Source organism: Hymenobacter guriensis (assembly GCF_015773195.1).
Classification (GTDB): Bacteria; Bacteroidota; Bacteroidia; order Cytophagales; family Hymenobacteraceae; genus Hymenobacter; species Hymenobacter guriensis.
This window is the reverse complement of the sequence record NZ_JADWYK010000010.1, coordinates 101113-127364: the sequence shown is the minus strand read 5'-3', so window position 1 is coordinate 127364 and position 26252 is coordinate 101113. Positions and strand designations below refer to the sequence as shown.

The following is a 26252-nucleotide window of genomic DNA, read 5'->3' as shown; positions in this document are numbered from 1 at the left end:
CCGACAAACGCTACCTCTGGTCAATAGAAAAGGGCTGAAATCTGGCTGCAAACAAATATTCTTTCCCTATGGCCCCAGTTAGTAGCAGCCTCCCCTAAGCAGCGAGTGGATCTGCAACACCATCATAGAGCTGGCCGTCTAGCTGGCGCCCTGCGTGCTTCTTGCCGACACGCCACAGACAGGTACCATCGGCCGGCAGCCAGGGCTGGTGACCGGAATGGCCATAGTCGTCGCCCAGCAGCTGGCCCTGGGGCACCGCTTCTCCCCATTGCTTGAAAAAGAAACTCACCTGTGCCTGCTGGCACTGCTGCTGCAGGCTGCGTACCCAGTCCGGGTGAATTGGTCGGGAGTGCGGGCCCGATTCGCCGCCCACGATGACCCAGGAGAGGGCAGCCAGGTAGGGGGTAAGATCAACGGCACTCAACAATGGCTCGCAGCTGAGGAAGTGCAGTACTGCCGGCACGCGCACCAGGTGCGGAATGCGCGCGTCCGCTTCGGCCTGGTTTTCCACCGATGTGCCCAGCCAGACGTTATGCGGGGGCCGCTCATCCAGGACCCATTTTTCCAGCAGGTTGAAGGCACGCTTATCGGTGGTCGATATCCGGTCCGGCTCGCACAGCAACCGGAAGATTCGCTTTAGCGTGGCCATGATGGCTTCCGGCCGCTTAGTCAACAGCAGCCAGTCCAACTGCGGCGTAACCGAAATCAGGGCAAACAGCTGGATACGCTCCTCATCCAGGTTGGCAAACGTAACGGTGCGGGTCTGCTTGGCTTTGCCGGTAGGCACCTCGGCCGTCAAGCCGGCAAAGGCCCGGCTTAGTTCGCTCTGCTGCTCGAACACGTCGGCCATACTAGCGCAGAACACGCGAAAGCGTACGCGCTGCTCTGAGGCCGTTCTATTCCATTTCAGGGGCTTTTTCCAGTTGTCGGCGCTTCTGGCCAGCCGGGGCGCGCTGATCCCCCAACAGGTACCCGGGCCCTCATTCTTTCCTAAGGCCGAGTACAAAAAGCGGTGCTGGCTCTCCGCGTAGCAGTACTTACAACCCGGCGATACCTTCGCGCATCCTTCCCAGGAGTTAAAACTGTGGTGCGCCCATTCGATTTTCGTGTTTTCAGCCATGATACTGTTCGGTGGAATGCACTAAGCAGCTAGGGTGTAGATTGCCTGCGTATTAGTCGCGCTTCTGTACTGTCCAGGCCTGCGCTGCTGCATCCCACTCGACCTGGGCGTGAAAAGCGACAGGTTCGCCCTCCAGCTCGCTCATGAGCTGCTCGCGGTTCAACTCGCGTCCTTTAAACCGGTAGGTACCGGCGCGCAGGGCGCCAATGACTGCCCGCATAGAGCCAGAAGTCTGAGGCTCTACCAGCGATAAAGTGCTGCTCAAACCCTGCTCTGCATAGGTTTCTTCTCCCAAAGGGAGCCATTCACCCTGCTTCTTGAAGCAGATATCAGCCAAGGCGACGTACGCGGCCGGCAGTTGATTCAGTTGCATATATCAGCAGAAAAGGGTTTTTTGTTGCTACATATACGCAAAACGCACGTATTCTGTTTGCCTTGTACGCCATTAAATTTAGTTGCAATTAAGGGCATAAGCAGGCACTATCCAAGCAAAGGTTATCGGCTGATGCCTGCACTAAATCGGGGGTAAAAGCATCCTTCCACCCCCGGCCTTATATTGGTTGGCTAAGCCGCCTGCACCTGCATAGGCATAGCCGCAGAGCGTACGCTTGCTTTTGCGTCCCGCCGCCGTCTTATGGCCGTGTAGGTGGCCGCCAGCAACAGTAGAAGCGAGCAAGGAGTATGGGGGCCCTGTGCCGCGCGCTTACCGCGTTCCTTTTCCTCAGCGGTGAGCAATTCGGCATCTAAGAAATTGTCGAGCATTCCCTGCATCAGCTCGCCGCCTCTCTCCAGCCACTGGGGGCCTGAACCTAGCCCGAAGGGCGCCTGAAGAGCATCTGTAATTACTGCGCAAAGTACCGTCGCCAGACGTTTGCGGTTCTGCCGGACATAGTACACATCAAGCGCAAAACTGCGCGCCTCCGGCACCGCAGCTAACAGCGTGGGATTGCACTCCAGATAACGACGGACTTGGCTAAGCGTATCCATAAAAGCGAAGGGAAAGTTGCTTGTCGAAGTATAGTCTTTATACGAAAATTGTGTGGCTACCGCCAATATAAAGCAACAAAAAGCTGATTGATTCAGTCAAAACAAGCTTTATCCCTTACTGCCCACTCTGATGTGAGTGATAATTTCCCAATGCTGTAACCAGTAGCCGTTCAAGGCAGTATATTTGCATACTTTGGTTTTCAGGGTTAAGAGGGTTTGCGTTGTAACTTACTTGTCTGGCACGAAAACCAAATCAAAAAGCCGCCGTGGTAACACGGCGGCTTTTTTCATGGAATAACAGGCAAAAGCCCGCTACTAGCGGGCTTTTGCACAGCGTTTTTCAGAGTAGTAGGAGTAGATAGTCAACTTACGGAATTCCAATTCAGGCAGCTACATTCAGCCATTCCTGCTTAGGACAGCAACTGCTCTACCGGCCCACCAGCTAGTACACCCGCTCCCGCGCCGGCGCGGGACAGCATCGCGTCAGCTGCAACGGACAGCACGCTAGCTTCGCCCTGATCCACCAGCGTCAGCTGCTCGCGTAGCGCCCGGTACAGCGGCCGCCAGAAGCTCTGGTCCGCGATGGGCAGGGGCCGGCTGCACCGCACGATACCCTTCCCAGGGGAATCGGGCGCTGGTTCAACCACTACCACTTGCAGCGTTGCCGGCATGCTAGCCGTTGCCTCATCGAGCCACTGCTGGGCCCTGGCGTACGGTACGTTGCAGAGGGTCACATTGACCAGCACCGGGGGCAGCTCACCCGCCTGCGCGGCCAACAACACCATCGGAATGCCTTCCAGTGGCTGCATCAGGTTCACGCGCACATCCGCAAACCCCCAGGCATCGCGCAGCCGGGCCAGCTCGGCAACGCCCGGGCCAGCGCGGTGCACCAGTACCAGGCCGCCGCCCTGCAGCAGGTGCAGCTGGGTGGGCCGCTGCTTCGAGGGCAGGGGCAACAGCGTATCGATGACAGGCATGGGCAACAGCACGGGCAGCAGGGGAATAGGGGAGAGGCAGTTGGTAAACATAACGCAAACGGGAGAAAAATGATAAACCTTATAGGCTAGGGGCAGGCTCGATGCCTGCCCCTAGCCTATCGGCAACAGCTCGACCTGCCTGGCGTGGGGCCAGGCAGGTCAGTGGGCAGCGCTACTCGGCCGGGGTTGCCTCGTAGCTGGGGGCAGCCTGCCCCAGAATATGGTAGGCTGCTTTTTGGGCTAGGCTAGCTGCTTTCATCACCAGTGTTTTGTCGTTTTTCAGCGCGTTCAACCAATTCTGGATGTAAGCCGTAGCGTTTTCAATCGTGGCCGACAAATCGAGGCTGGCGGCGGCACTCAGGAAAGCGGCGGTCATTTCGGCTGTTAGCTCTTCCTTGGCGTAGGTCGGGGAGCCGAACCCAGCATTTTCAACTAACTCGGGCCGATTCAGGCGACGCTGGTGGCCGGTGCTGTGGGCTAATTCGTGGAATAGCGTGGCGTAGAAGCCTTCGACCGAGTTGAACGTCTCCGGGGCAGGCATCAGCACTTCATCCACTGATTTACGGTACAGGGCCTGCTCTCCTTTGAAGTACAGGCTTGGGCCATCCAGTTCGCCCATGTAATGCGCGCAAATGCGCTCCGCTTCCTCGTGGGGTTGGTGGTCACGGGTCTGCAATTCAGGCAGCTTCCAGTCAATACCGTCAATCTGGGCAACATTGAACACGGTCGAATACCGAAGGAGCGGGAAGGTATCTTTCTCGCCGGTCTGCTGGTTTTCTTTCAGGATATGGGAAAAGAAAACGACCATCATTCCCTTCTCTCCCTTGCGCACCTGACCGCCAGCCGCTTGCGCCTGCTTATACGTCAAAAACAGCGGATGCTCGTAGGGCGTCAGCGAGAGCAAAAAAGCGTTGATGCTTTGGTACACGTGGCCGCTGATGTAATTGCGAGGGGCGCCGGCGCCGGCATTCCATGGCTTGCGCCAGGGGATAATGCCCCCTTCAAGCGAGGCAACGATCCGGTCGGTGACCATCTGACATATATCAAGGCGCGGCGTAGTGGCGTTGCTGGCGGCGGCTTTCTTTGAGGGGGAGGCAGAAGACTTTTTCATCAGGTAGTTTGCTTGCGTTGTATAGTAATTAAACGCTTAAAGCGGCCTGATTGTTGCTTTTTGGCAACAAACAATAAGATAGATTATCATGGTTGCGACTTTCCTCCCTACTGCCCCCATTTGAGCAGAGGTCGCATTGCCCAGAGGAATATAACAGCGATTATTTGTTGCTTTTTATATGCAGTTGCTTTACTTTGAGCTGTGATTCTGCCCGTAGCCCATTCAAGGTCAGCGGAACCCGAACGCAATTAGCCTTAATCGCATTTGATGGCCTTTTCTCTAACTTGCGCCACTGAGCCTTAATGCTGGGTGCCTGGTTGACCCAGCATCCTACCGGAGCTACATAGCTCAAGTCCTCCCGCAGTTGCTATTTCCTTTCACCTTGATCTGATACGCATGCTCCATCCCCGATCACTTTCTCGGTACCTGGTCCACTTGTGCACCGGCTTTTGCATGGCTGGACTTTCTCTGGCTACTGCTACCACTGTGCAGGCCCAGGAGCCGGCGGTACGCAATATCGAACTGCAAAATGTTGATGTTGCGCCCTCTGCCGTCGATACGAAAGGATGGCTGCTGCTCAACGCCGATATCCGCACGGAACTGGAAGGAGGGGTGGATAACCTCTATAATTTCAAGTACGACAAGGCCGAGCGCCAATTTCGAAGCTTGCGCCGCCGCTACCCTGCGCATCCGCTTCCTTATTTTCTGCTGGGCCTGAGCACGTGGTGGAAAATCCTGCCGACGAATGTAACGGTGCAGCAATTCGACAAGCCGTTTTTTGCCTATATCGACACGGCCGTTACGAAAGCCCAGGCGCTGTATGACCAGGATTCCCATAATTATGAGGCCTGCTTCTTTCTCTCGGCTGCTTATGGCTTTTCCTCACGCCTGCACGCTGAACGCCATGACTGGACGCGGGCCACAATCGAGGCAAAACGGGCCCTCAAATACCTGGAGCTAAGCAAGGAGGCCAATGGGCTGAGCCCGGAGTTCCTGTTTGGCCAAGCCTTGTTCAACTACTACTCCGTGTGGATTGCGGAAGAGCATCCCTGGCTGAAACCGGTGTTGCTGCTGTTTCCGAAGGGAGATAAGCCGCTGGGACTGCAGCAGCTGCGCAACGTAGCGGCCAATGCCGTCTACACGGGGCCGGAATCCCGCTTTTTCCTGTTAAAGATCCTGGGTAGTCAACGTGAGAACCGCACAGCAGAGGCGCTTGAGGTTGCCCGTAAGCTGGTCCAGGAGTTTCCTGACAACGCCTACTTTCAGCGCCTATACGCGCTGCAGTGCTTTAATGAGGGTGATTTTGCTGCCTGTGAGAAGACCAGCTTAGCCATTTTGGATAAGTACAATCGGGGCCTGCCAGGGTACGACGGTTTCAGCGGACGGTACGCTTCCTACTTTCTGGGCTATATCCGCCAGAATATGTACAAGGATAAAGACCTTACCAGGGCTAAATCCTATTACCAGCGCTGTATCGTTTTCAGCGAAACAACTGAGCAAACCAGTGGTGGCTACTACCTGTTTTCCAACCTAAATCTGGCCCGCCTTGCGGCAGCAGAAAAAGACCTCCCTTCGGCATCCAGGTACTACAAGAGCGTTTTGGCCGTGGCGGACCGCAAATCACCAAACTATCAGGAGGCTAAGAAATATCTTAAGTCCTTGAAAAAGCGAGCCGGTACTACGCGGGACCGCGACCGGGTTCTGCTGGTTCAGCAGCGGCAGTGACAGATAAAATTACAGCGTACAAGAAAAAAGCCTGGGCATTGCCCAGGCTTTTTTCTTGTTGACCACCATACAGTCTACTTGCGCACTTGTGTGGGCGACTCGTGCTCCAGGCTGGTGCTATCCGAGCCCATCGACCAGGCACTTTCGAGGCGGCTTTCCAGCACCTCTACGCTAATGTTTTCGGCGACCTTCTGTTCAACGAGGGTCTGGGGAGTTGAGGAGTTCAACATACAATTGGGGGTAAAAAAAGAGAGAAATGCGCGAGTTGATGAATCCTGGAAGCGGCCACTCGCATCAAGCCGGTCCAGGTAGATTAAGGCTTCCTTTTTCGTTGTACCAGCGTGGCCACCCCGACCCGCAGCCAGACCAGGTAACAGCCCAGGGCCACCAGCTGAGAATGGGTAAGGTGGGGCCAACGGGCTGGCAGCTCACCCAGCAGCGCCGGTAACGCTGCCGGCAGCTCCAGCATAGCTGGGCCGTGCAGAAAGAGCAGATACAAAAGCAAGGCTCCAAAGGCAAGGCCATTGAGCAGGCCATAGATACCCAGTACCAGCCGGCGGGCTGTCCACTGCTGCCCGCGCAGCAGCTCCTGCCGTGCCTGCGCAGCCTGCTCCGACAGGTTGGGCGTGTTTGTCAGATCCGATAGCAGCCAGTAGCCGTCCCGACGGACAAAAGGGTTCAGCTGCCATACAGCCGTTAAGGCAATACCTGTGCTCGCCAGTAACAGCGGTGCGTAAGGCTGCAGGAGGTAGGCCGTCGTCAACCCAGTGGCCAGCAGCAGTTGCATAAAGATGCCGGCCAGGTTGCCGATGACCCGTTGTTGCTTGGTGGCCTGCCAGATGCCGGTTATATCCGCAAACAGGACGGGAAACACGTAGGCATAAAAGCCAAAGCCAATGCCTCCGTGCCGCAGGCCCAGACGAGCACAGGCGGCAATATGCCCCGCCTCGTGCAAAAGCAGGGAGCCATACACGGCTGCTCCTACCCCAAAAGCCTCTTGCGCGTTTTGCGGGGGCACCAGCTGCGCCGGCCCCAGAACGGCTGCCAGCAACACGCTTTGGCCCAGTAGCAGTCCCCAGAAAACCCGGGGGGCGAACAGGATGTGGAAAGGAGCCGCCAGGCGGCCGGCGCCGGCCGCCGTCAGCAATGGAATCCTGAGCTTGATGTAATCCTTGCCGTGCGTAGCCCCAGAGTCTACTGACGCTTCTGCCCGTAGGATTCCGTAGCTGGCGAAGCGCGAGGTTACCAGCTGCCAGAATTCCGCGGCCGTTAGTGACGTGGCAAAGGCTTGGTTGAAGTCCCGCAAAGCCTGGTCTATACAAGTCGCTTGCTGCAGAATGGTAAACAGCCGGGCGCCCCCGGCATTCACCAGCAGATGAGGACCCGCAGCCGGGTTAATCACCCAGCGTTGCCCGTCGTAGGCGCTCAGGCTTACAGAGGAATGGACTAACATGATGCCTCAGCCAGGGAGGCCTGCTGCCGGGCCGTGGAAATCATACCGCTAAGCTTGGCTTGCAGCTCCTGGTAGCGGGAAAGCTGGGGCTGCAGATACGCCAACAACTGCTGCAGGCCGCACTGGCTGGCCAGCTCCAGACTGGCCGCGTAGTGGGCCTGGCCGAGACTCATCAGTTCAATGGCAATGCCCGATGAGAACAGGAAACGCTGGCGTGTTTCGATAGGCATTCCGGCCTCCTCTATCCCCTGCCCGCGCAGAAAACCCTGTACCCGTCCATGGGTATAGGTGTACTGGCCTTGCTGCCAGTCCTGGGTGAAATCGTCAATATCATCGTAATACTGGCTCCCGACGTGAATGCCTGCCAGACAGTCGAGCAAGGGCTGCAGGGAGGCCCCGGGCTGCCCTGTCCGACGACTCAGCTCATCCAGGGCGTACACGATAGCGAAGCAAATAGCCGACTTACCCGTAGCCAATTCCTCAAATTGCTCCCGCGTTAGCTCGCGTCTCCAGCGGGCATCTTCCTTTTCCTGCAGGTTCGCGCTGGCGTAGCGCTCCTGGCACCACTTGAACCGCTGCCAGAAGGCGTCATTAATCGGAAAAAGGTGGGCCAATCCGCGCACCGCGTATTCATGTAAGGCCACACAGTCGAGCATTTGCTGCGTCGTAGCTACCGTTGCCTGATCAATAAGCTTATCCAGGGCAATTATGAAGCGAAAATACAAATAGCTGTACACGGCTAGCGCTTCCAGTTCCTGGGCATCTATACCGGGAAACTGCGGCGCCAAGCACTCCGGCAATGTCAGGTAGAAGCCGTAGGCCTTCAACTCTGCCTCACTGCTGATTTGCTGCTTGAATGTCTCGCTGGCAGCAATCACGGCTACATTCTGACGTACGGCCTGGGTAAGCATATGAAGTGGGCTGTAAGGGTAAAGGCGGCGGGAAAATTCGGTTGAAGACAGGCTGATCTTCTCGCTGCTTCATGGCCCTCAAACTTACAAATAAAAGGCAGACTGCAATTAAATTTAATTGCAAAAAATCCTTCCCCTTTCTGGCTTGCTCAGTAGAATGCCCCAGGTTGGCCATAGCTCACCTGGGGCATTCTGTCCGCTGCACTATCCTGACCTACAAGGCCAGAGGAGTTTCCTCGTATTGCACCTGGAAGCCGCCGGCATCCCACATGACCACGCGGTTACCAATATTCTGGCGTTCCTCTGCCTGCAACTGGCTTACCAGGCCCACGGGCAGGCAGACGCCAAAATGCTTGCATACCTGCTCTATCTGCTCTGCCTCGGCCAATCCCCCGCCGACCTCAAATAGGCTGTCATACAAACTATCCTCCGCCTCCGTATCGGGCTGCGCAAGAATGCTCAGGAAAAATTGCAGGAGTGGACGGTCGAAACCGCAACGAATTTGTGCGGGCTGACCTACATACGGCAATGCTTCGCTGGCAAGGGAAGCAGCCTGAACGATCTGGGTTGTAAAGTGGTGCTGGCTCATAAGAAAACCGGTTGCGTTGTATACTCCTTGTACGAAACGGTCACTTATAACGCCAATAAACAGCAACAAATAGCTGGCTTAAAAACCCCCAAATAACACTTTCTCCCCTACCGCCCGTACCGCCTATTTAACCTGGTGGCCCGCATCAAGAGAAGGCTACCTGCCATGCATCAGGTAACTAGGGTGTTGTTAAACAAATAGGGCAAAACCTCCGACTCTGAGGCCAATTAGCGCGACGGCTCGTGATAAGGCACAAATGCACCATAACGGCAGCGAGGGATGATAGCTTTACACGCTCCTTAAAGCCATCAAAAGAGGCTAGCGAAAACGAACATTAACACTATCGTTTTGGTCACATACCGGGTAACACACTGTCAAACAGAATACTAATCATGAAAACCAGATAGCTGTGCGCCTGGGTCGGAGGTTTTCCCCTATTTGTTTAACAACACCCTTAAATGGCCTCGCCGCCGAGCCGCGAGTAGAATTTGCCAGCCAGCAAGCGCCTGAAGCCTACGCTTGGACGCGCTACCTCGCTCCATCTTCGGTGCCACCCGGCGCCGCCACCGTCAGCCAATCCTTGGCCACCTCTTTCGCTCACCTGAGCCAATTTACCGCTGCTTGTCTGGCAGGCCGTCCCACCGAGTCGCTACCCGCGACTGAACTACAGCTTAACAGCCGCGAAACGGTTCTCATCGACAACATTCACCACCATTCCGATTGGGTAGTCACCTTTGACCGCCATTTGGGCCCTGAACTGTTTGACCTGCCCGTCACGGCTGGACAAACCCCCTTCCTGCTCGATTTTATCCCTGGTAAGCAATTCTTGGGAGTTTCTACTTTCCTCACCAGCAAGCCCGGGGCTGAACTGACTCACTTGCTGGCCCCTGTGGTACAAAAGCTGGTAGGTTCCCTGTCTACTACCACCGTAGAAGCTCAAACTCAACTCATTCTCAATGACCTGCGGGCAGTTAGTGGTTCACTCGTCATGAACTTGAGCAGCCAGCCCACCGAAAACCGGGTTACTGAATACGCTGGTATCGCGCTGGCTAAGCGCTTGTTGGAAAAGCAAGGCTTGCTTCGCCAGCAGTTCATGATTCCGCTTGACTTGCACCAGCACTTGTTTCGTGGTGACGAAACAGACAGCAAGCAACGCGCCGACCTATTACTCGTGGACGTAGACGTTCGCACCCGTACCATTCACTTTCAAGTGGTTGAAATCAAGGCCCGTTACAAATCATTAAATATTAATGGATGGGATGAGTTGTGCGGCGAGATGAACAAGCAACTTGATAATACCATCGACCACCTGCGCCGCCGTTTTGCCCCCGAACCGTACAGCGGTTATACGCGCTTTGACCAGGCTCTCCGTGCCCGTGAACTGAGTGAATTGCTGCTTTTCTATGCCGCCCGCGCCAAGCGCTACGGCTTGCTTACTGATGGAGAGTCCCTCGACCTCACCGCTTTTCTTCAGGCACTTCCCGAACAGCCTTACCAGCTAGAATTTACTCGGCGTGGCCTGGTGTTCAACCTCCTTAGCCCCGTGCGCGTCGTGCGTCACGAACTGGCCGACGACACCGTTTTTTACCATGTTGGTCAGTCCGGTATTCAAGCATTGCTTGACCCTGATTCCGAATTCAATACCAGGCGTCCAACTCCTGAATGGCACCAACTGCCCACCGACCTCACCCGGCGGCATCCCTCACTACCCGATACCGTCCCTACCACTACTGCCGAAGTGCCGCTGGCTAGGCCCGCTTCGCCTGCTTCATCGGCCGCTTCCCTAGTGCCGTCCCCAGTTAGCCAGCTAGATTCAACCGTCGCCCAGAATTCGTCAGTCCCCGCCGACGCTTCGCCAGCAGCTACAGCAGCTCCCGAGCCTGCTGTAGCACCTATCTCTCCGGCTTTAGTCCCCGCGCCAGGCGTTGTTGAAACTTCAACAGCCCTACTTGATGATACATCTTCAGTAGCTGCACCGGCTTTCGAAATCTACATCGGCGAGAACGAAACCAGCGCCCAGTATGGGCTATTGGGGCGCACTGCAGGGGGGCAACGTATAGCACTCGACCTCAACGGTACTCAAACCATCAGTCTATTTGGTGTTCAGGGTGCGGGTAAAAGCTATTCTATAGGAACCATCACGGAGATGGTACTCCAGTCTATACCCAATGTCAACAACCTGCCCAAACCGTTGGCTGGGGTTATTTTCCATTACAGTCAAAGCCAGGATTACAAACCTGAGTTTACGTCGATGGTAAACCCTAATCAAAAGCCAGCGGAGGTTAACCGCCTGCGTGAGTGGTACGATGCTTGCCCCCAAGGTATTGCTGATGTAATGCTGCTGGTACCCGAAGCCAAGCTAGCTGAACGCCGTGCCGAATATCCTGAACTACAAGTAGAACCATTGACGCTTTCTTCAGCTGAGTTAAGTATCGCCGACTGGCGTTTTTTGATGGGGACCACCGGTAGCCAGGCGCTCTATATGAAGCACCTCAACAGCATCATGCGTGGTCTACGCGGCCAGCTTACATTGGATGGGCTACGAGCGGGCGTTCAGAATTCGTCCTTGCTCACAACTTCCCAGCGCGACCTCGCTCTCTCCCGTCTGAGTCTCGCTGCCGACTATATCGATGATTCGGTGCAGTTAGGTCGTCTATTGGCTCCCGGTCGCTTGCTTGTAGTTGATTTACGCGACGAATTCCTAGACCAAGATGATGCGTTGGGCCTATTTGTCATCATGCTCAACATTTTTGCTAACGTCCGCTTGCCCGATGGCCAGCCATTCAATAAGTTCATTGTCTTCGATGAGGCCCATAAATACATGGGCAACGAGGAGCTAACTGACAGCATTGTAACTGCTATCCGTGAAATGCGGCACAAGGGCGTCAGCTTACTCATTGCTAGTCAGGACCCGCCAAGCTTGCCCAATGCCATTATTGAATTGAGCAGCGCTGTACTTGTCCACCGCTTCAACTCTCCGCAATGGCTCAAGCATGTGCAAAAGTCCATTGTGCAATTCAATAAGCTTACCCCTGCCGACCTAGCCCAACTCGGCCCTGGCGAAGCTTTTTTATGGGCCAGTCGGGCGACTAATAAAGCTGTTACCCAGCAGCCTATCAAAATTGTTACTCGGCCCCGTGTTACGCAACATGGAGGAAGCACGCTGAAGGCTTCAGAATAAAGGCCTTGGTTAAAAGTTTGGTCTAAAAGGGGCAGTAGAGGCTGATATTTTCCTATTGCACGTTTGGTACGCCACAAATAGGCGTCGCACGATAGTAAGAACCCATGGCTGATATAACTTCTCAACTTCACGACACGGTGACCGAGTTGCAGCAGTTGCTGACGGCCTCCGCTACCCGCGAAATTGCTGGCATGGTCCACGTCACACGCAAGGGATATATCGGCCAGCCCCAAGGCAACAATTCGCGTGAGCCACGGCTGCATTCCCCAGCTAGGCAGCAGGCTTTTTTACTCGGACTGCTATTGGCTACCGAAGAGCCGGTCAAGCCCGTGCCGATGAGCAAAGCGATATGGGAACGGTGTATTCACCTGCTCAATGAAGCGTTTGAAACGTATGCCGGGCTCTTTATGCCTGAGCACCCAGGCCACCAGAGCGACGAGTGGTGGCGGACCCGCGAAGTAGCCGGGCCGGTGTTCCTACATTATTTTAGTACGGGCCTGATTGCTTCCGTTGAGCAAATCTGTGACCGTATCCGTGCGTACTGCGTCCCTTTCGATGCAGAATTGGTGCAGGCCACCGGGCTATCGGCCAGCGATGCCCTGGCCATGATGGACTTCATCATCGACGAGTTGAAGCAAAGCCTGGAGGTGATGGCGCAACTCGGTCCCAAACAGGACGAGGAGAAGGAGCGCTTTTTCCACACCGGTGACTATCGTCGCCGCGACGACCCGGATTTCTCCAAGTTTTACCGTACGCACTACCCGATTCTCTACAACTATCAACTAAACCTTTTGCGAGTAGGCCTAGTAAGCCGAGCAAAAGTTGAAGCAGCCTTTCCTACCCAGGCAGCAGCCTTTTGGGAGCGCTATGCCATCAAGCGCGGACAAGGACCGGCGCTACAATATCCTACGGAAGAATCCATTTTTGATACCAAGCCGCTGCTCATACTCAACGAGGCGGACGTAAGCATTCCTTCTACTAACAGCCTATTCGAATAAGTTTTGTGGTCCTGTGAGAAGGCCCTGGCGGAGAGTTCGGTGCGAAGGCAGTTTTTCAAGCATCGCGACAAGGTGCTGGAGCAGGAAGGTGAGAAACAATTTCGGCGGCTGGCCGGCCCGGGAGCCCAGCTGGTCAGCTCCGTTTTTGAAACCCCCAAGGCGCACTACGAACACGATTTGCTGGTCATTGTGGGCTCCACGGTCTTGGTGGTTGAGGCCAAAGCCAGTCCGCCTATCGAGCCATCGCGGCTGCCGGAACGAGCATTCGAGCGGTTGCGACAAAGCTTTCGCAAGGATACAGGCATTCAGAAAGGCTTTGAGCAGGCCGCCCGGCTACAACGCCGGCTGACGGCCGGCGAATCGGTACCGCTCTACTCGCGCACGGGAGAATTAGTTGTGACCCTCGACCCGCAGCAGCACACTGAGTGCTTTTGCATCTGCCTGACGCGCGACAACTTCGGCCACCTGGCCACCAACCTGAGCCTGCTATTGGAGAAGACACCAACGGAGCCATATCCCTGGGCGGTGAACATTCTGGACCTGGAAGCCTTGGCCAATGCCTGGGATTTCTTGGGTTGGGATTTCTCCAGACTGCGCGACTACTTGCGCCAGCGTCAGCAGGTGCAGGGCCTTATGGTAGGGAGCGATGAACTGGAATTTGCTGGGGCCTTTATCCGGCATGGCAACCTAACGTTTGGCCTCGATGCTCGCGTCGACTTAATGCCGCTGGACCCGCATTACTCGGACTTTTTTGACGAATTATACATTCACTTGCGCAACGGCGGGCCAGCGCCAAGCCGGCAGTTTACCAAGCCAGTTTTAAGGGATGTGCGCGAAAGCCTACGAATGGGGCAGCCTGTTTTTGGAAAAGCAGAGGACTTAGCTGGCCTAGCTAAAAGCCCTGGGCGCAACGACCCGTGCCCGTGTAACTCGGGCCTGAAATGGAAAAAGTGCCACGGCCGGTAGCCATTTAGTTCACTGTTAAATGACTCTATACTGGAAGCTGGGCTTTAAGCTACATTAGCTGCTCAGCTAGTTTTCTTCTCATCTGATTAGTAGGATGCCAATCCCAGACCCCGTTGCCGAGCTAATTGCCCTATTTTACGGCAGTTGGCCATTGGCTGAATCACCATTGGCCGGCACTCCCGACGCGGGCTTGTACGAACCCATGCGATTCGTGCTCCGCCTGCGCCCTGACATACACGCGCAGCTCAACATCTTGCCAGCGGGTATTTATCAGCGGTCAGCCATCACCGACGCGCAGGTAGCAGCTTTTTCCACGCTGCTGCACGAAACCGTGCATTGGTGGCAGCACATTGGGTCTAACTTCGGGTTGCTTACTACCCTAAAATACCCCTCGCAGGCACATATGCTGCACGTGAACCTGCAGGAGTTGCTGGCCGCAGGCATTCGCGTCAAGTCACTGGTGGAGTACGCCTTCACCAACCCCGACCTGCCGGTCGAGTTGCTTCAGCACCTGAATCGTGCGCTTAATTATTGGTTCGACTTGGAAACAGCCGGCGCGCTGACCGAAGAGCCTAAACGCACCCCGGCCCTTACGTCTAATACGAACCCATTTTTTCTGAATACCGGTCATTGCTTCCATATGTGGTGGTCAGCAGTTGTCCAGACCCTGGCAGCCACGTTCGACCCGGCGTTTGATTTTCTACCCAACGTCACCCTCTGGAGCGAACCATTTAATAAGTTGAGCGCCCGGCAGGAAGAGGGTTTCTTTGAGGGTTCCAAGATTCGTATTCCTCCGCTCGGCACGCAGGCTATTTACGAAGGTCAGGCCCGGCTTTGTCAGTTGCAATACCTGCACCACGCGACCGGCCGCTCACTAGCCGATTACGCAGCCACAGGCATGCTGGAAGGGGTGTATGGCGAGGCCTTCGCGATTTTCCTGGAAGTGCTGCGCGAAGAGCAACCAACCTCAGCCACTGACCCGTTAGTCGGTTTGTTTCTACTTATTTGCGACATTGCCCTCAATCCTACCGACGGCTTTCCCTTTGACATCACGCACCACGAGTCGTTTGTCTTCACCAACGACCCAGGACATCGGTTCCTGCTGTTGTGCCAGTATCTAATGCTCAGGTCTCCAGAGTTGAAGCGTGGCATCGTGCGCTACGACAAAGCGGAGTACGTGCAAGTGAGTGGCCACCTGGCCGGGCTAATTGCCTGCCACTCGCCTTACGAAAGTAGTACCCGCGTGAATGAGTGGATAGCTAAGGAAGTCAGCCTGCACCAGCTCCTGAGCGAGGAAGCAGCTTGCGACTACCAGCCTGGTAATTTTCCCATCCGGCTGCTCTTCTCCAAATACCTGCGCTTTCAACAGGACAAGCTGGATAACCCGCACTTCTTCTGCTGGCCAGGCATGTACTTGGTGGACCAGCCCGGGCAGAAGCCGAGCTTATTGGAAGTCAAGTCACTGTTTAGCCGTCATCAGGCTTTTTTCTCCGATGATGAGCACGGGAACATCTATCCACTGCGGATGCCGGGCGTACCGGAGCGGCAGCTAGCCGCCACCCGGGACGAGTTCTACGCCTGGCACTGCACCTACGACCTGGTGCGGCAGTGGGTGGTATCCTCTGGGCCGTTCACCTTTGATTACAGCTGGCTGTCGCAACGCCACACGCCCGAGGCCATGGCCGCCTGGGCGTCCGATTTATTTCACCAAGCCTTTGGGGTGGCTCCGCAGGAATTCACGCTGATAGCACCGGCCGGCTCATAGCTGCAATTGCCAGAACCCACCATCTGGCACCAGGGGGAGCTGCAGGCGCTGACGCTGTCCCGGGGGCTGGTTGTGACGCATCAGGTCGTAGAGGTCATGTAGCAGCGCCGCCGCCTGTGCAAAGTAGCCGTGCCCCAGCAGGTCCAGGTCGAAGTCGGGCACGGCAATGGTGTCGATGTGCGGCGCAATAGTGTAGGGTTCGTAGTAGCCAGCTCGGGGGGCCCGGTGCAGGCGGGCCGAGGCATGTACGGCCAAGTCATGACGCGAAGCATAGAGGGTGGTGCGTTCCCCGTAGGCTGGATAAAGAGCCGCCAAGTCCAGAAAAAGGTCGTGGTCCACGTCGGGAGCAGCGAGAAAAATCTGGCCAAAGCGTACCTGGCTCCGCGTCTCGGCATTGCCCGCGATGCGCTGCAAGGCCCGCAGCAGCCCGCGGTTGCCCATGCTGTGCGCCACGATGTGCACCTTGGTTGTCCCACATTCCGTAGCGAAGGCCACCAGAAAATCAGCAATGGCCCGTTCGCTGGCTTCGATGGCTGCTTCATCAGCGGGGTAGGCCTGCACCGAGCCAGCGGAAGGCCAGCTGAAGAATGCCGTGGCGCCGGCCACCTTCAGGTCGCAGCCAATTTGAGCGGCCCGGATGGCAGCTTCCTCGAAGCTGGTGTTATAGCCGTGCAAAAACACCAGCGCGTGGGGTTCTGCGCCGGCTGCCTGCGCATTGGCAAGCTCCTGCCGCACGGCTTCATAAAATGCCGCTTCTGCTAGCTTGGTGTACGCTTCTATGCGCAGGTGGTCATCGGCCGGCCTCAGGCTGTGCTGCCGCCGCATGCGCTGCCAGTAGCTGCTGCCGGTTTCACCGAAGCGGTGCGTTTCGGGCACATGCACGTCTACCCGTCCCCAGCTAACGTGCGCACTACGGCCTTCGGGCAGAAACCCCGTTCCAGTGGATGCTGCCCGCCGGTTGGTGGCAAACCACACGGGGTACAGCACTCCCTTCCGTACCGTCGCAGTCGGTTCTGCCGGCTCATCGCTCCGGTAAGCAGGCCCCCGCAGGTTGAACAAGTCCTGAGGTCGGGGTAATGAGGGCATCATCGACCGCCCACTGCCCAGTCTTGCTACCCGGGCCCGTACGCTCCGCTCCAGCTCTTCCCGTTCGGCAGCCTCCGCCGCCAAAAAACGCAGGATAGCCAGTTCCAAAATGGTTGCTAACTTCCGGTCACCGACTTCAATAGCCTCATTTAGGTCTTTCAACAATTGCTGGAGCGAAGGGGAGGAACCAGAGGGAAGCATAATTTGAGGTGTGAACACCCAGGCCTTCTTATAGCAGCCGGGGGATAAATTTACTGTAAGCAATTTCAAGCCAGGTTCAAAAAGCCGTAACTTATTGGTCCTTTAGAAATTAGAGCCTGTCAATCTAATAACTCAAAAAAATGAGGTTCAGAAAGGCAGTTCAAAAACAAACAGCTCTTTGGGTTATTGGGCCTAACTTTTTGACCCACACTAGAACAGCAAATGTTTTATATTGAGCCACATGCAATATAGGATATATCCTTAGAGTAAATTTATCCCCCGGCTGCTATAAGAAGGCCAAGCACTGGGAGTTGCGGAGCCGAAGCGCAGATGTGGTCTTTCGATAAGGTTCAACCCATGATCGTTTGGGTGAACGATAAGCACTTGTGCTGAGGTCTACCGGATATAGGAAGCATCACTGGCTTCACCTTCTCGTAGGCATAAGTACCGCTCTCCGGGGGAATGCCCCTCCAAGTAAGCCACTTGGCTCGGCATAAAGAAGATGAGGGAGGTCGGTCCCACGCTGACAATTTCTGTTAACGCCACCTCAACACTGATGGACTGCTGGTCATAACGCTCGTCTTCGGACAAGACGTAGCAGTTCGTTAGCTTAAATTTGGCAATGGCCCGGCGGACAAAGTCTTGGTCTTGCCGCGCATTTCCCTTGGGCAGCAACTGGCAGAAACGCTCGTCTAAGAGACGACCCAGGGCATCTAGGCTAGGACCCGTAGCGGCTTTGGCAAGCGGCTTTTTGCTCGCTTTTTTCTTTTCGCGTTCTAGTTCCTCTAACGCACTCTTCCTATATCGTTTGGCCAGAAACGACTTATAGAAGGCTTCTAAGTGTTCATCCCTGGTTAATAAAGCAGAAGCCATCCGTAATGCGCGTTGAGGTCAAGTCTAATGTATACCTTGAAAAACTAGGAACTTGTAAAGAAACGCTCGTTTTGCTTTACTGTTCCCTATTGCACAAGTTCACGAAACTGATCTGCTCGTAGGGTTTTCTATACTTAGGTAACTGAACCAGTTTATTGAACGCAATTTGGGCAGTAGAGTGGGTTTGCAGTGCTTATCGGCACCTATAGACAGCGGTTCAAAAACGAGTGTGATTATACGCCCACCATGGAAAACCTCTATTGTATTCACTGTAAAACGATCGTGCCTACTGTAGATCTTACAGAAGAAAAAAAGCATGCGGTAGCTTCTCTTTACAGACAAGGAAGCCCAATGGCCGCCATTAAGCAACTTACTCAAGGGACTAGTCTGGGCTTGTTAGAAGCGAAGGCCGTAGCTCTTCATCTAACTCGTCGGCTTCAGCATTGCCACCGATGTAACTACCAAGAACTGGAAGCAGGGGAGGCGATTTGTCCTAAGTGCAAATCGCTAAACTTGGACTGGTAGAAGGAGCGAATAGGGTTCAGCAAAACGGTTGAAAAAGCAAGAGCATGCATACAGCTAGTGCGCAAATCAGCTAGGTAGTATGCTCTGGCTGACTCCTACTTGCGAGGGGTCAGCAAATAACGGTGTCGGCTGTCGACGGTAAAATGGCCGGGCTCCTCATCTCCAACATCTTCATAGATGGCATGTTGCTCCCCCGTTTCATCAATCAATAGCCAGCTGAAGGGGTAAAGCGACTCATCCGAAATGATGACTTTTGTGTGCAGTTTGCGGGCTAAGTAGACGGCCAATTCGGGTTCCACCGTGGCGCTTCGGTACACTGTAATGCGCAGGGCAAAATCACCAGTCAACGGGTCTGTGTGATACGCTTGCTGCCCGGTCCACGGTTCTTGCTCCAGCGCTTCCCTTTCCCGGTAGAAGGTGGCCAGCGCTACTTGAATTCGCTCTGGTTCCACCGCATGTTGCAAAAGAAAATCCATCATGAGTGCAAATGCTATTTTCGTGGTCAGTATAACGAAAGGGTAGTATTTGTGCTAAAAGTTTTCCTTGCTTCCGCCTTGTCACATTAGTTAAACGGTCATTGAAGTAAGGTGTCTGATGACTCTATAGGGGGACAGATGTTTCGGCGATGTAAGCTTCGACTCAGTGTAGGTAATACTTACTTGTCGGTACTGAATGGGGCGTATCGGCGAGGGTAATTGTGCATTGATTAAAGAGACTAAAAAAAGCGACATTAAACGGGCGCTTTCAAGGTTCTTTTTCGCACTTACATGAATGACTCAGAAAACGACCGTTTTTTGAAGCAACCTTATATTAGTGTTATGAGCATTATGAAGTTATATCAGTGTCTTTACTACTGCCTTCATTTGGTAAATGGTCGCGTCGTTCGATAATGCTTCTCTTAAATGCCTCTTGCCTTTCGATTTCTTCATCTTCTGCTTGGGTACCTGAATATTGACGTTCCCCGCAAGTCAAACACAAAATCTCATGGGCCTCATCTCCATAATATCTGACGCTACCTTTACAGCTTGTGTAATAGCATGCTTCCCTAGTAACGGCTGATTTCACACCACAATTCAGACAACAAACCAGAGGAGCATCAGAGACAGAATTGTCTAAAAATGCCCACAAGTAGGGGTAGTTTGAATTGTGAGGTGGTCTAGCTAAAACGGACAGTGAGAAGTCTTATCTTCCATTGCCCATGATTGAGAAACAGCACCCTGGCGGGCAGCCCGCCACCCGCAAGAAATATACGTCGGCGTTCAAAGCTGAGTGCGTACGCCAAGTGGCCGCCGGAGCCCGGCAAAGTGATGTGGCCCGCGCCCAGGGCATTTCGCCCGCGCTGCTGGGTCGCTGGCAGCGCCAGGCGTTGGAACAAGCCGTGCCCAGCAGCGCCGAACGGGACGAAATCAAGCAACTGCGTGCCGAGTTGCGGCGCGTGGAAATGGAGCGCGATATTTTAAAAAAAGTCGTGACCATCTTTGCGCAACCGCCTCAATCATGAGGCGTTACGAGTTCATTGAGGCCTGTACCGAGCCGTGGCCGGTGCAGGTGCTTTGCCGCTTATTGGCCGTGAGCACGGCTGGCTACTATCGGTGGCGACAGCGGCCCGTTGCGGCCCCGGTGCGTTGGCATGAGGCGGCCCAGCAGACCTTTACGCGCCATGCCGGCCGCTACGGTACCCGCCGGTTGCGGGCCGAATTGCGCGCCCAAGGCCACGCCATCGGCCGCTACGCCCTGCGCTCGTGGCTGCACCGGCAGGGCTTGCGGGCCCTGAGCACCCGGCCCCAACGCCCCCGCACCACGGTTGCCGACCCCGCAGCCATCGTGGCCGAAAACCGGCTGCTCGGCCAGCCGGCCCCCACTGCCCCCGACCAGGTCTGGGTCGGCGACATCACCTATCTGCCCCTGGGAGGCGGGCGCTGGTGCTACCTGGCCACGTGGCGCGATGCCTGCTCGCGCCGGGTCGTGGGCTGGCACTTGGCCGCGCAGATGCCGACCGAACTCGTGCTGCTGGCCCTGGAACAGGCGTTAACGTTGCGTCAGCCGGCGCCAGGGCTCATCGTCCATGCCGACCGCGGCAGCCAGTACACCAGCGCCGCGTGCCGGGCCCGCGTCGCGCAAGCCGGGGCCCTGGCCAGCTTCAGCCGGCCCGGTAATCCGTACGACAACGCACAAGCCGAAGCCGGTTGGAGCACACTTAAAACCGAGCTGCTGCCCGGCGGCACCGCCTTTGCCTCGCTGGAAGAAGCCCGGCTCGAGGTCGCTTATTATCTCGACACCTACTTCAACCTCGACCGCCGCCACTCGGCCTTGGGCTACCGCTCGCCGCATCAATTCGAACAAGAACTCAAAACCAACCTACCTTAGCTCAGCGTCTGTTTTTACTAGACCACCCCATTGTCCATTTCGCGACTCCATTGAATCTTGCAGAAGGGACAGTAGTATCTTCTTGATTTAGTATTTATAGTAAACTGCTTAGCAAATTTTGCCTTCCCAATAATAGCTTCAACATAGTCCAGCCGTTCAGCAAATAGTGCTAGCTCTACACCAAATAATTGATTAGGTGCATGTGATAAAGGATGTTGAATGAACTCAGTTAGTAAGGCTTCCCACCATGCATTTTTACCTTGGAAGAAAAGAAAGGTGTCTAATATATTTTCGACTAAAATTTTGGTAGTCAATTGAGTTCGTGAAATGCCATGCACAATTTGATTACGTAAAGTGCGTATTGCTTCTATGTGTGAGACAACATCAGGGCTTAATGGAATTTTGGTTGTCGCAGCGTAAGTGCGAAGTAACGCTTCCGCAGGTGTAGTATAGAACTCATTAAAGTCTTTATTCTCTTGATCAGGAAGCACAGGCCAGTCTTTACGCCTTCCTTCTAAGAGTAGTAGTGGGCTAGTGAGGCAAACACTAGCCTTCATAAATGACTCAATTGCTTGATGAATCAATACTACAGATGTATTAAGCTTTCCTTGGGAATACCTCCATACATCCTCTTTCAGTGCTTCTTCACCGAAATCGAAAACTGCTTTATCAGTAGCAAAAATAAGATCGAAAGCTTGGACTAAGCAGTTTTTAGCAAGACTCTCAAATTCTTCACTATTAGGCAGGTTGGTAATCATGTGTGTCGTTGTAATGATGCATAAAGTGGCATATTTACAATGATAGTTAGTCTAATTGCATACAAATGCTGGAAAATAGTGTCATACTAATTATTAATGGCCGTTATTACTTATGCAAGTGAAGAATGGTAGTACAGTATATTGGCCGGTTTAATACCATATTTCCGTGCAAATAGTTAATTAAGTATTGTTGAAAATTCCAATAAATCAAAAGGGACTGGAGTTCATAGTCCAATCCCTTTTGATTTATTCCTATAGTGAAGGGGCGTTATCCTCTGAATCCGGATTGGGGTCTAGGCGAATAATAGCAGACCTGTTCATATGTCGAGCCAACTCTTGGACTATAGTTGCGAGTGGATCTGCGGGTCTTGCAGGCCGTACCATGTAAAAAATTTCAGCGTGCGAAGGGTTGCCGCTTTCAGAAATAGAAACATTAGTTGGAGGCGGGACGCGCTCTGATTCATTCATTGGAGTTGCAATAACTCCACAATATGGGCAATCAGCCATACATGAAGTGTCAAAACCCGCCAATAGGTTGTTTATATCTGCAAGTGTTTGTTCAACCTTGGATGGATCTTTTGCTGCACTAGGCATGAGCTGCTTCATGCTAAGATTATTTAAATTAAGAATCTTAGCAACAGAAATAAAGGCCAAGCCTGCGTATGGAATTACTTCATCTTCTGGTTTGCGTGGAAAATGAGCGTGAGCCCTTAACTTAGTTTGAAGAGTAGTTGAATAAATAGCGCGATCAACTGAAACACCATCTAGAATACCGTTCTTAGAAGCTGGCATGAAAAGGCTAGCTGCTTTTAGCTCTGTTGTAGAAGAAACTTTAAAATGGGTTGGTGTTTTGATTACCCTAATAAAGGTTTCATCTAGTCCGATGTTTCGCTCTATGAATTCTGTATTGTTCATGCGGGAGTAAAGCACGACTGGAACTCGGTAAAGAGCTCGGATATTTTCTCAACTACATCAGCGGTGAAGTCTACAGCCTCATCTAATCCTTTCAGGTTGTCTTCAAATCTGAAATAATATAGTACTTGAGCTTTACCTGTATCAATGACAAAATAGTTTTCTGAGTCGCCAATTTCAATAGTTATCGTCCCATTGGGTGTTGGGTAAATGTCATTGATGCTAAACTTGTCAATTATATCGAAAGGCAGATTATTAACAAGAGCCTCGCAGTTGATAATTGCTGATTCATGAACGGCATTGGCATTATACCCGTCCCATCCTTCTTGCAAATTCGCATAACTGCGAATACGAGCAGACAAAGCTGCTCTCGCAGCCGCTTCCTTCACTTTAGCATTCTGAGCAGCACTGGCAATTACTTCTGCAGTTGGCCCTTGAGACTTTATAGAAGCACTAAAGTGAGTTCTTTTGAAGGTATTAACTTCAACGAACTGAATGCATACTCTCCGGGCCGCTTCCTTAATCCAGTAGCTTTTTAATTTTATATCCACTGAGCTTGCCAGATTAGCATTGGGCAGAGCGTTTGGAAAATATACTTGTGGTGGGTGTACAAAGTTGTGGCTTTCTATGGTAAGCGGCATGGCGAGAGCTTAGAATTGGTGGGAAGTACTTCTAAGTTAATTTAATTAAATCAATGGTCTCTTTATTCAATATTGATTTAAGGATATCTTTATTTAATTCATGCGATGCTTGTAGGATGTCCAATACGCTGTTTTTATCTTGGCTTTCTAAATTTTCTAAGGAAATATTGTCATCTATATAGACAGCATTATGCGTTATTCTTAATACATTGCTGTCTTCACTATAAGTAGGGTTTATATGCAAACGAACAAAAAAACTATACCCATTCTTTTTGAAATTTGAGGTAGTAGTAATTTCTGAATCGGTGTTGCCCTCTTGGAAAAATGACTTAGGTAATTGGTCTGTCTCTTTACTGAATATTTTGTTGTAATCGATCTTTGATTCTTTTTCCCAAAGGTATTCGTCTATATAAGTAAGTCCTATAGCCTCGGGAGTGTACTTGCTCAATTGCTCTTGAAAGAGACAAAGCGTCTTCGAAAGGCGTTCTTTGAAGTTAATCCAACGAACATATTCCATGTCATGATACGAAAAAAAGACTCTTCCTTCGCCTTCATTTACGCCTTGGAATATTTTGGTTGCTACTGAGTTCTCATTTACGAACGCTAGAGCAAAGCCAGCTTCGAGATCAGTTGTCAAGGGAGTAGAAGACTCATCTTGTTTTTGTTTCGAGCTTTCTTCTTCAGAAACGGAATCAAATGTAGACTCTGTTTTAATTATTAGTTGATACTGTGGATAGAGTTCATTTATTTCTTTTACATCTTGAGACAAAGAAATAAATTCTCTGATTGGTGTTATTTCTGAAGAAACGAAGATTGCCGCTGAAGCTTCTTTAACGGAATGTGCACCACTATTAGGTTTAAAAGGTAGCGGAGCTGCATTCGGGTTTTGAAAAGTCATTTTGTTTCCCTGGTTTATTATGGGCGCAACAGGCAGTGTCATATGTGACTTAGCTGTTATCTGCTGTCTTTGTCTCGTTAAATTTTTCCTACAAAGCTAAGTGTTACATAGTTAAATATAACCTTTAAGATTCTAGTAGGTGTTGCACATACGTAAATTGGAGCGAAGCGACTAGGAAAGCATCTTTTATGGGTATGTAGGCTAAGGAGGCAGCGCGCAGCTAAAACGTGACACTCTCCATACTGAGTCGCATGAACGGAAACTTAGAGCTTCTTCAATCAACTTCCAATAGCGAGTAGATGGAGTAGAGAAAATTGATATACGGAGCTTCTGTGTAAGATTCTGTGTACCAATGCATTGACATGTTTGTACTTGCAAAAAAATGCTTTGCATATTCTCAAATAGGCAGGGACCTAGTGAACAACAAAACTGATCCTATTCGTGTCATGCCTAACGAGAAATTTGATTCAAGTCCATATGAAAGTTAGCGTATCTAGTCGCTGCATAGTATGAGACTAAACATCTGCTTTTATGCTTACATCCTTTGCAATAGATATGTATCCGATAGAGCTGTTTTGTCGGCCTATCAGTCCCATAATGCTTCACGTCTCTACAAGTTGTGTCTGGCTCAACTGATCTCGCTATCAATGAGAGGTAGTTAATAGATGAACTGGTTTGTTGAAAGTAGCCATGCAGCGGCTATTGTTATCGTTGCTGTTGTTAGCTAGGCAATAATTAGGTATACAGTTTATAGAGTCGACTAAGCCCAAAGTATTGGTGACTTACCTAACATATATTTAGAAGTCAAAGGATGCATAATATGGTGCCTCAATGATTTGTATTTTTTAAAGATTATTGCCTAAAGCGCAATGTTAAGCTGTGCAAATTTTTGTAGCGCAAATCTGTAACAAATAACATTAACCGTCTGATAGACAACTACATGAATTGTATAAAAAATCAATGAGCATGTGATTGCTTTGGTATACAGTAGAGTCTCACGCCTTCTCTTGCACTAAAGCCGAAGTCACTGTATTCGGCAGCAGACGCTTGACGCCCATGGGGTGAAATGCCTTTCCCCGTCGCGTCCGATACCCGGATTCATTGAGCCGCGCGGCAATCTCGGCCTTGGTTAAAAGTTTGGTACAAAAGTTAATCGGGCAGGTTGACCGGTACTGGTTTGCGGTGGGCATAGATGACCACTTTACGGTAACGTAAGTACTTGAGGAGAGTGACTTTGAAGATGTGTTGGCGCCGGGCAATCTCATATTGGCAATAATGTCCCACAAGGGAACCCGGTGTTAGGGCTGGTGACCTCATTATTTTGCCGGGGCTGCCGGCAGGTTGCGGGCCACCCGAAAGCCTAGGTCATCGATTTTAAACGCGGTAGGGTGGCTACGGCGGCGATTAGTGGCCAGGCACCCGCGCGCCTCGTCGGCCCAGCCGCCGCCCCGGATCAGGCGGTAGGAGCCGTACACGGTGGCGTCGTAGATGTCGGAGCACCACTCCCACACATTGCCCAACATGTCGTGCAGGCCCCAGGCGTTAGGCGCTTTCAGCCCGACTGGCTGCGTACTGCCGCCGGCGTTGGCTTTGTACCAGGCAATGGCTTCCAGCTCGCCATAGCGGGCGCCCGGTGTGCCGGCCTTGCAGGCGTACTCCCACTCGGCCTCGGTGGGCAGGCGAAAGCCCGCGGCTGCGGCATCGAAATGTGTTTCTGAGCCGTCCTCACCCACGGTGTAGCACGGGGGCAGGCCCGCCTGGGAAGAGAGCCGGTTGCAAAATGTGACGGCGTCCAGCCAGCTCACGGTTTCCACTGGATGGGTGGCGCCGGCGAAGGTGCTGGGCTGCTGCCACGTCACGGCCGCGTACTGGGTCTGCGTGACGGGAAACCTGGCCAGTTGAAAGGGAGGCAGCTCCACCGTCCACTGCTGCTGGGTGCGGTCGTCGCGCAGGTCGATGCGGCCGCCTGGGATGTCTACGAGTTGGGCTAGGGAGGCTTGTTCGGCAGGTAGTGGGTTCATCGGGGGCAGGGTCGGGTCAAAAGTAACGGCTTGCCTGACCTAGCAGCAAAACAACCCCACTTGTTCATCAACTTATGTTCTCAATCAGTGCCTGAATTCCTTTCAGTCCCTCTCCGTATGCAGTTTTAACCACGTGCCCCGCCTGCACCGCTGCGGCCTTACGTGCAGTACTTCTAGTTCCTAACAA

Annotated in this window: 24 protein-coding genes; 7 read left to right on the top strand and 17 right to left on the bottom strand. The window is 53.0% G+C overall.

Annotated features, from left to right (window positions below):
- Window positions 1–94 precede the first annotated feature (94 nt).
- The 5 genes from I5L79_RS16040 to I5L79_RS16020 all read right to left on the bottom strand — a co-directional run bounded on the left by I5L79_RS16040 (window position 95) and on the right by I5L79_RS16020 (window position 4195).
- A complete protein-coding gene (locus tag I5L79_RS16040; RefSeq protein ID WP_196956082.1) occupies window positions 95–1120 on the bottom strand; it encodes a DUF5131 family protein in 1026 nt (341 codons plus the stop codon).
- A 52-nt stretch (window positions 1121–1172) separates the two neighbouring features.
- On the bottom strand, window positions 1173–1493 hold the full coding sequence (locus I5L79_RS16035; protein WP_196956081.1) for a hypothetical protein: 321 nt from the start codon (window positions 1491–1493) through the stop codon (window positions 1173–1175).
- Between the two features lie 191 nt (window positions 1494–1684).
- Entirely contained in the window at window positions 1685–2107 is a 423-nt protein-coding gene (locus tag I5L79_RS16030; RefSeq protein ID WP_196956080.1) for a hypothetical protein, read from the bottom strand.
- Window positions 2108–2517: 410 nt separating this feature from the next.
- The gene (locus I5L79_RS16025) at window positions 2518–3135 is read right to left on the bottom strand and encodes a hypothetical protein (protein WP_196956079.1); all 618 of its coding nucleotides are present in this window, start codon (window positions 3133–3135) and stop codon (window positions 2518–2520) included.
- A gap of 121 nt (window positions 3136–3256) precedes the next feature.
- Entirely contained in the window at window positions 3257–4195 is a 939-nt protein-coding gene (locus tag I5L79_RS16020; RefSeq protein WP_196956078.1) for an ArdC family protein, read from the bottom strand.
- Between the two features lie 486 nt (window positions 4196–4681).
- Here I5L79_RS16020 and I5L79_RS16015 point away from each other — a divergent pair, with 486 nt between their 5' ends.
- On the top strand, window positions 4682–5920 hold the full coding sequence (locus I5L79_RS16015) for a tetratricopeptide repeat protein (RefSeq protein WP_196956077.1): 1239 nt from the start codon (window positions 4682–4684) through the stop codon (window positions 5918–5920).
- A 74-nt stretch (window positions 5921–5994) separates the two neighbouring features.
- On the opposite strand, the gene I5L79_RS16010 is transcribed toward I5L79_RS16015, so the two are convergent.
- From I5L79_RS16010 to I5L79_RS15995, 4 genes are all read right to left on the bottom strand, one after another.
- Window positions 5995–6150, bottom strand: a complete 156-nt coding sequence (locus I5L79_RS16010; RefSeq protein WP_196956076.1) for a hypothetical protein — start codon at window positions 6148–6150, stop codon at window positions 5995–5997.
- Window positions 6151–6233: 83 nt separating this feature from the next.
- Window positions 6234–7373 carry a hypothetical protein gene (locus I5L79_RS16005; protein ID WP_196956075.1) on the bottom strand — a complete coding sequence of 380 codons (1140 nt, stop codon included), beginning with the start codon at window positions 7371–7373 and terminating at the stop codon, window positions 6234–6236.
- Complete coding sequence (locus I5L79_RS16000) at window positions 7367–8284, bottom strand: hypothetical protein (protein WP_196956074.1); 918 nt, start codon at window positions 8282–8284, stop codon at window positions 7367–7369. The genes I5L79_RS16005 and I5L79_RS16000 overlap by 7 nt, the downstream gene beginning before the upstream one ends.
- Window positions 8285–8498: 214 nt before the next feature.
- Window positions 8499–8873 carry a hypothetical protein gene (locus I5L79_RS15995; protein WP_196956073.1) on the bottom strand — a complete coding sequence of 125 codons (375 nt, stop codon included), beginning with the start codon at window positions 8871–8873 and terminating at the stop codon, window positions 8499–8501.
- A gap of 580 nt (window positions 8874–9453) precedes the next feature.
- Between I5L79_RS15995 and I5L79_RS15990 the strand changes: the two genes are divergently transcribed.
- The 4 genes from I5L79_RS15990 to I5L79_RS15975 all read left to right on the top strand — a co-directional run bounded on the left by I5L79_RS15990 (window position 9454) and on the right by I5L79_RS15975 (window position 15783).
- Window positions 9454–12054, top strand: a complete 2601-nt coding sequence (locus tag I5L79_RS15990) for an ATP-binding protein (RefSeq protein ID WP_196956072.1) — start codon at window positions 9454–9456, stop codon at window positions 12052–12054.
- A 137-nt stretch (window positions 12055–12191) separates the two neighbouring features.
- The gene (locus I5L79_RS15985; protein WP_196956071.1) at window positions 12192–13052 is read left to right on the top strand and encodes a hypothetical protein; all 861 of its coding nucleotides are present in this window, start codon (window positions 12192–12194) and stop codon (window positions 13050–13052) included.
- Between the two features lie 39 nt (window positions 13053–13091).
- Window positions 13092–14018 carry a YecA family protein gene (locus I5L79_RS15980; RefSeq protein ID WP_196956070.1) on the top strand — a complete coding sequence of 309 codons (927 nt, stop codon included), beginning with the start codon at window positions 13092–13094 and terminating at the stop codon, window positions 14016–14018.
- A gap of 202 nt (window positions 14019–14220) precedes the next feature.
- Window positions 14221–15783, top strand: coding sequence for a hypothetical protein (locus tag I5L79_RS15975; RefSeq protein ID WP_196956069.1), 1563 nt, complete (start codon window positions 14221–14223; stop codon window positions 15781–15783).
- Here I5L79_RS15975 and I5L79_RS15970 read toward each other — a convergent pair.
- The 3 genes from I5L79_RS15970 to I5L79_RS15960 all read right to left on the bottom strand — a co-directional run bounded on the left by I5L79_RS15970 (window position 15778) and on the right by I5L79_RS15960 (window position 18947).
- Window positions 15778–16977 (bottom strand): alpha/beta hydrolase, encoded by a 1200-nt coding sequence (locus I5L79_RS15970; RefSeq protein WP_196956068.1) that lies wholly within the window; start codon window positions 16975–16977, stop codon window positions 15778–15780. The genes I5L79_RS15975 and I5L79_RS15970 overlap by 6 nt on opposite strands.
- 489 nt (window positions 16978–17466) lie before the next feature.
- Complete coding sequence (locus I5L79_RS15965; RefSeq protein ID WP_196956067.1) at window positions 17467–17943, bottom strand: hypothetical protein; 477 nt, start codon at window positions 17941–17943, stop codon at window positions 17467–17469.
- A 620-nt stretch (window positions 17944–18563) separates the two neighbouring features.
- Window positions 18564–18947, bottom strand: coding sequence for a hypothetical protein (locus tag I5L79_RS15960; RefSeq protein ID WP_196956066.1), 384 nt, complete (start codon window positions 18945–18947; stop codon window positions 18564–18566).
- 719 nt (window positions 18948–19666) lie between these two features.
- Between I5L79_RS15960 and I5L79_RS15955 the strand changes: the two genes are divergently transcribed.
- Both I5L79_RS15955 and I5L79_RS15950 read left to right on the top strand, forming a co-directional pair.
- Window positions 19667–19969 (top strand): transposase, encoded by a 303-nt coding sequence (locus tag I5L79_RS15955; RefSeq protein WP_196956065.1) that lies wholly within the window; start codon window positions 19667–19669, stop codon window positions 19967–19969.
- Window positions 19966–20835 carry an IS3 family transposase gene (locus I5L79_RS15950; RefSeq protein WP_196956064.1) on the top strand — a complete coding sequence of 290 codons (870 nt, stop codon included), beginning with the start codon at window positions 19966–19968 and terminating at the stop codon, window positions 20833–20835. Before I5L79_RS15955 ends, I5L79_RS15950 begins: the two co-directional genes overlap by 4 nt.
- 17 nt (window positions 20836–20852) lie before the next feature.
- Here I5L79_RS15950 and I5L79_RS15945 read toward each other — a convergent pair whose 3' ends face one another.
- From I5L79_RS15945 to I5L79_RS15925, 5 genes are all read right to left on the bottom strand, one after another.
- A complete protein-coding gene (locus I5L79_RS15945; RefSeq protein ID WP_196956063.1) occupies window positions 20853–21593 on the bottom strand; it encodes a hypothetical protein in 741 nt (246 codons plus the stop codon).
- A 252-nt stretch (window positions 21594–21845) separates the two neighbouring features.
- Window positions 21846–22508, bottom strand: coding sequence for a hypothetical protein (locus I5L79_RS15940; RefSeq protein ID WP_196956062.1), 663 nt, complete (start codon window positions 22506–22508; stop codon window positions 21846–21848).
- On the bottom strand, window positions 22505–23146 hold the full coding sequence (locus I5L79_RS15935; RefSeq protein WP_196956061.1) for a hypothetical protein: 642 nt from the start codon (window positions 23144–23146) through the stop codon (window positions 22505–22507). The genes I5L79_RS15940 and I5L79_RS15935 overlap by 4 nt, the downstream gene beginning before the upstream one ends.
- Window positions 23147–23177: 31 nt before the next feature.
- Window positions 23178–24086, bottom strand: a complete 909-nt coding sequence (locus I5L79_RS15930; protein WP_196956060.1) for a TIGR04255 family protein — start codon at window positions 24084–24086, stop codon at window positions 23178–23180.
- A 1274-nt stretch (window positions 24087–25360) separates the two neighbouring features.
- Entirely contained in the window at window positions 25361–26065 is a 705-nt protein-coding gene (locus I5L79_RS15925) for a formylglycine-generating enzyme family protein (RefSeq protein WP_196956059.1), read from the bottom strand.
- Window positions 26066–26252 lie beyond the last annotated feature (187 nt).

What these genes read in the sequence shown, in the direction of transcription:
- I5L79_RS16010 (WP_196956076.1), bottom strand. Translation starts at nt 6,150, where the DNA reads ATGTTGAACTCCTCAACTCCCCAGACCCTCGTTGAACAGAAGGTCGCC.
- I5L79_RS16035 (WP_196956081.1), bottom strand. Translation starts at nt 1,493, where the DNA reads ATGCAACTGAATCAACTGCCGGCCGCGTACGTCGCCTTGGCTGATATC.
- I5L79_RS16030 (WP_196956080.1), bottom strand. Translation starts at nt 2,107, where the DNA reads ATGGATACGCTTAGCCAAGTCCGTCGTTATCTGGAGTGCAATCCCACG.
- I5L79_RS16005 (WP_196956075.1), bottom strand. Translation starts at nt 7,373, where the DNA reads ATGTTAGTCCATTCCTCTGTAAGCCTGAGCGCCTACGACGGGCAACGC.
- I5L79_RS15945 (WP_196956063.1), bottom strand. Translation starts at nt 21,593, where the DNA reads ATGATTACCAACCTGCCTAATAGTGAAGAATTTGAGAGTCTTGCTAAA.
- I5L79_RS15925 (WP_196956059.1), bottom strand. Translation starts at nt 26,065, where the DNA reads ATGAACCCACTACCTGCCGAACAAGCCTCCCTAGCCCAACTCGTAGAC.
- I5L79_RS15930 (WP_196956060.1), bottom strand. Translation starts at nt 24,086, where the DNA reads ATGACACTGCCTGTTGCGCCCATAATAAACCAGGGAAACAAAATGACT.
- I5L79_RS15960 (WP_196956066.1), bottom strand. Translation starts at nt 18,947, where the DNA reads ATGATGGATTTTCTTTTGCAACATGCGGTGGAACCAGAGCGAATTCAA.
- I5L79_RS15955 (WP_196956065.1), top strand. Translation starts at nt 19,667, where the DNA reads ATGATTGAGAAACAGCACCCTGGCGGGCAGCCCGCCACCCGCAAGAAA.
- I5L79_RS16040 (WP_196956082.1), bottom strand. Translation starts at nt 1,120, where the DNA reads ATGGCTGAAAACACGAAAATCGAATGGGCGCACCACAGTTTTAACTCC.
- I5L79_RS15935 (WP_196956061.1), bottom strand. Translation starts at nt 23,146, where the DNA reads ATGCCGCTTACCATAGAAAGCCACAACTTTGTACACCCACCACAAGTA.
- I5L79_RS16000 (WP_196956074.1), bottom strand. Translation starts at nt 8,284, where the DNA reads ATGCTTACCCAGGCCGTACGTCAGAATGTAGCCGTGATTGCTGCCAGC.
- I5L79_RS15975 (WP_196956069.1), top strand. Translation starts at nt 14,221, where the DNA reads ATGCGATTCGTGCTCCGCCTGCGCCCTGACATACACGCGCAGCTCAAC.
- I5L79_RS16025 (WP_196956079.1), bottom strand. Translation starts at nt 3,135, where the DNA reads ATGTTTACCAACTGCCTCTCCCCTATTCCCCTGCTGCCCGTGCTGTTG.
- I5L79_RS16020 (WP_196956078.1), bottom strand. Translation starts at nt 4,195, where the DNA reads ATGAAAAAGTCTTCTGCCTCCCCCTCAAAGAAAGCCGCCGCCAGCAAC.
- I5L79_RS15995 (WP_196956073.1), bottom strand. Translation starts at nt 8,873, where the DNA reads ATGAGCCAGCACCACTTTACAACCCAGATCGTTCAGGCTGCTTCCCTT.
- I5L79_RS15950 (WP_196956064.1), top strand. Translation starts at nt 19,966, where the DNA reads ATGAGGCGTTACGAGTTCATTGAGGCCTGTACCGAGCCGTGGCCGGTG.
- I5L79_RS15940 (WP_196956062.1), bottom strand. Translation starts at nt 22,508, where the DNA reads ATGAACAATACAGAATTCATAGAGCGAAACATCGGACTAGATGAAACC.
- I5L79_RS15965 (WP_196956067.1), bottom strand. Translation starts at nt 17,943, where the DNA reads ATGGCTTCTGCTTTATTAACCAGGGATGAACACTTAGAAGCCTTCTAT.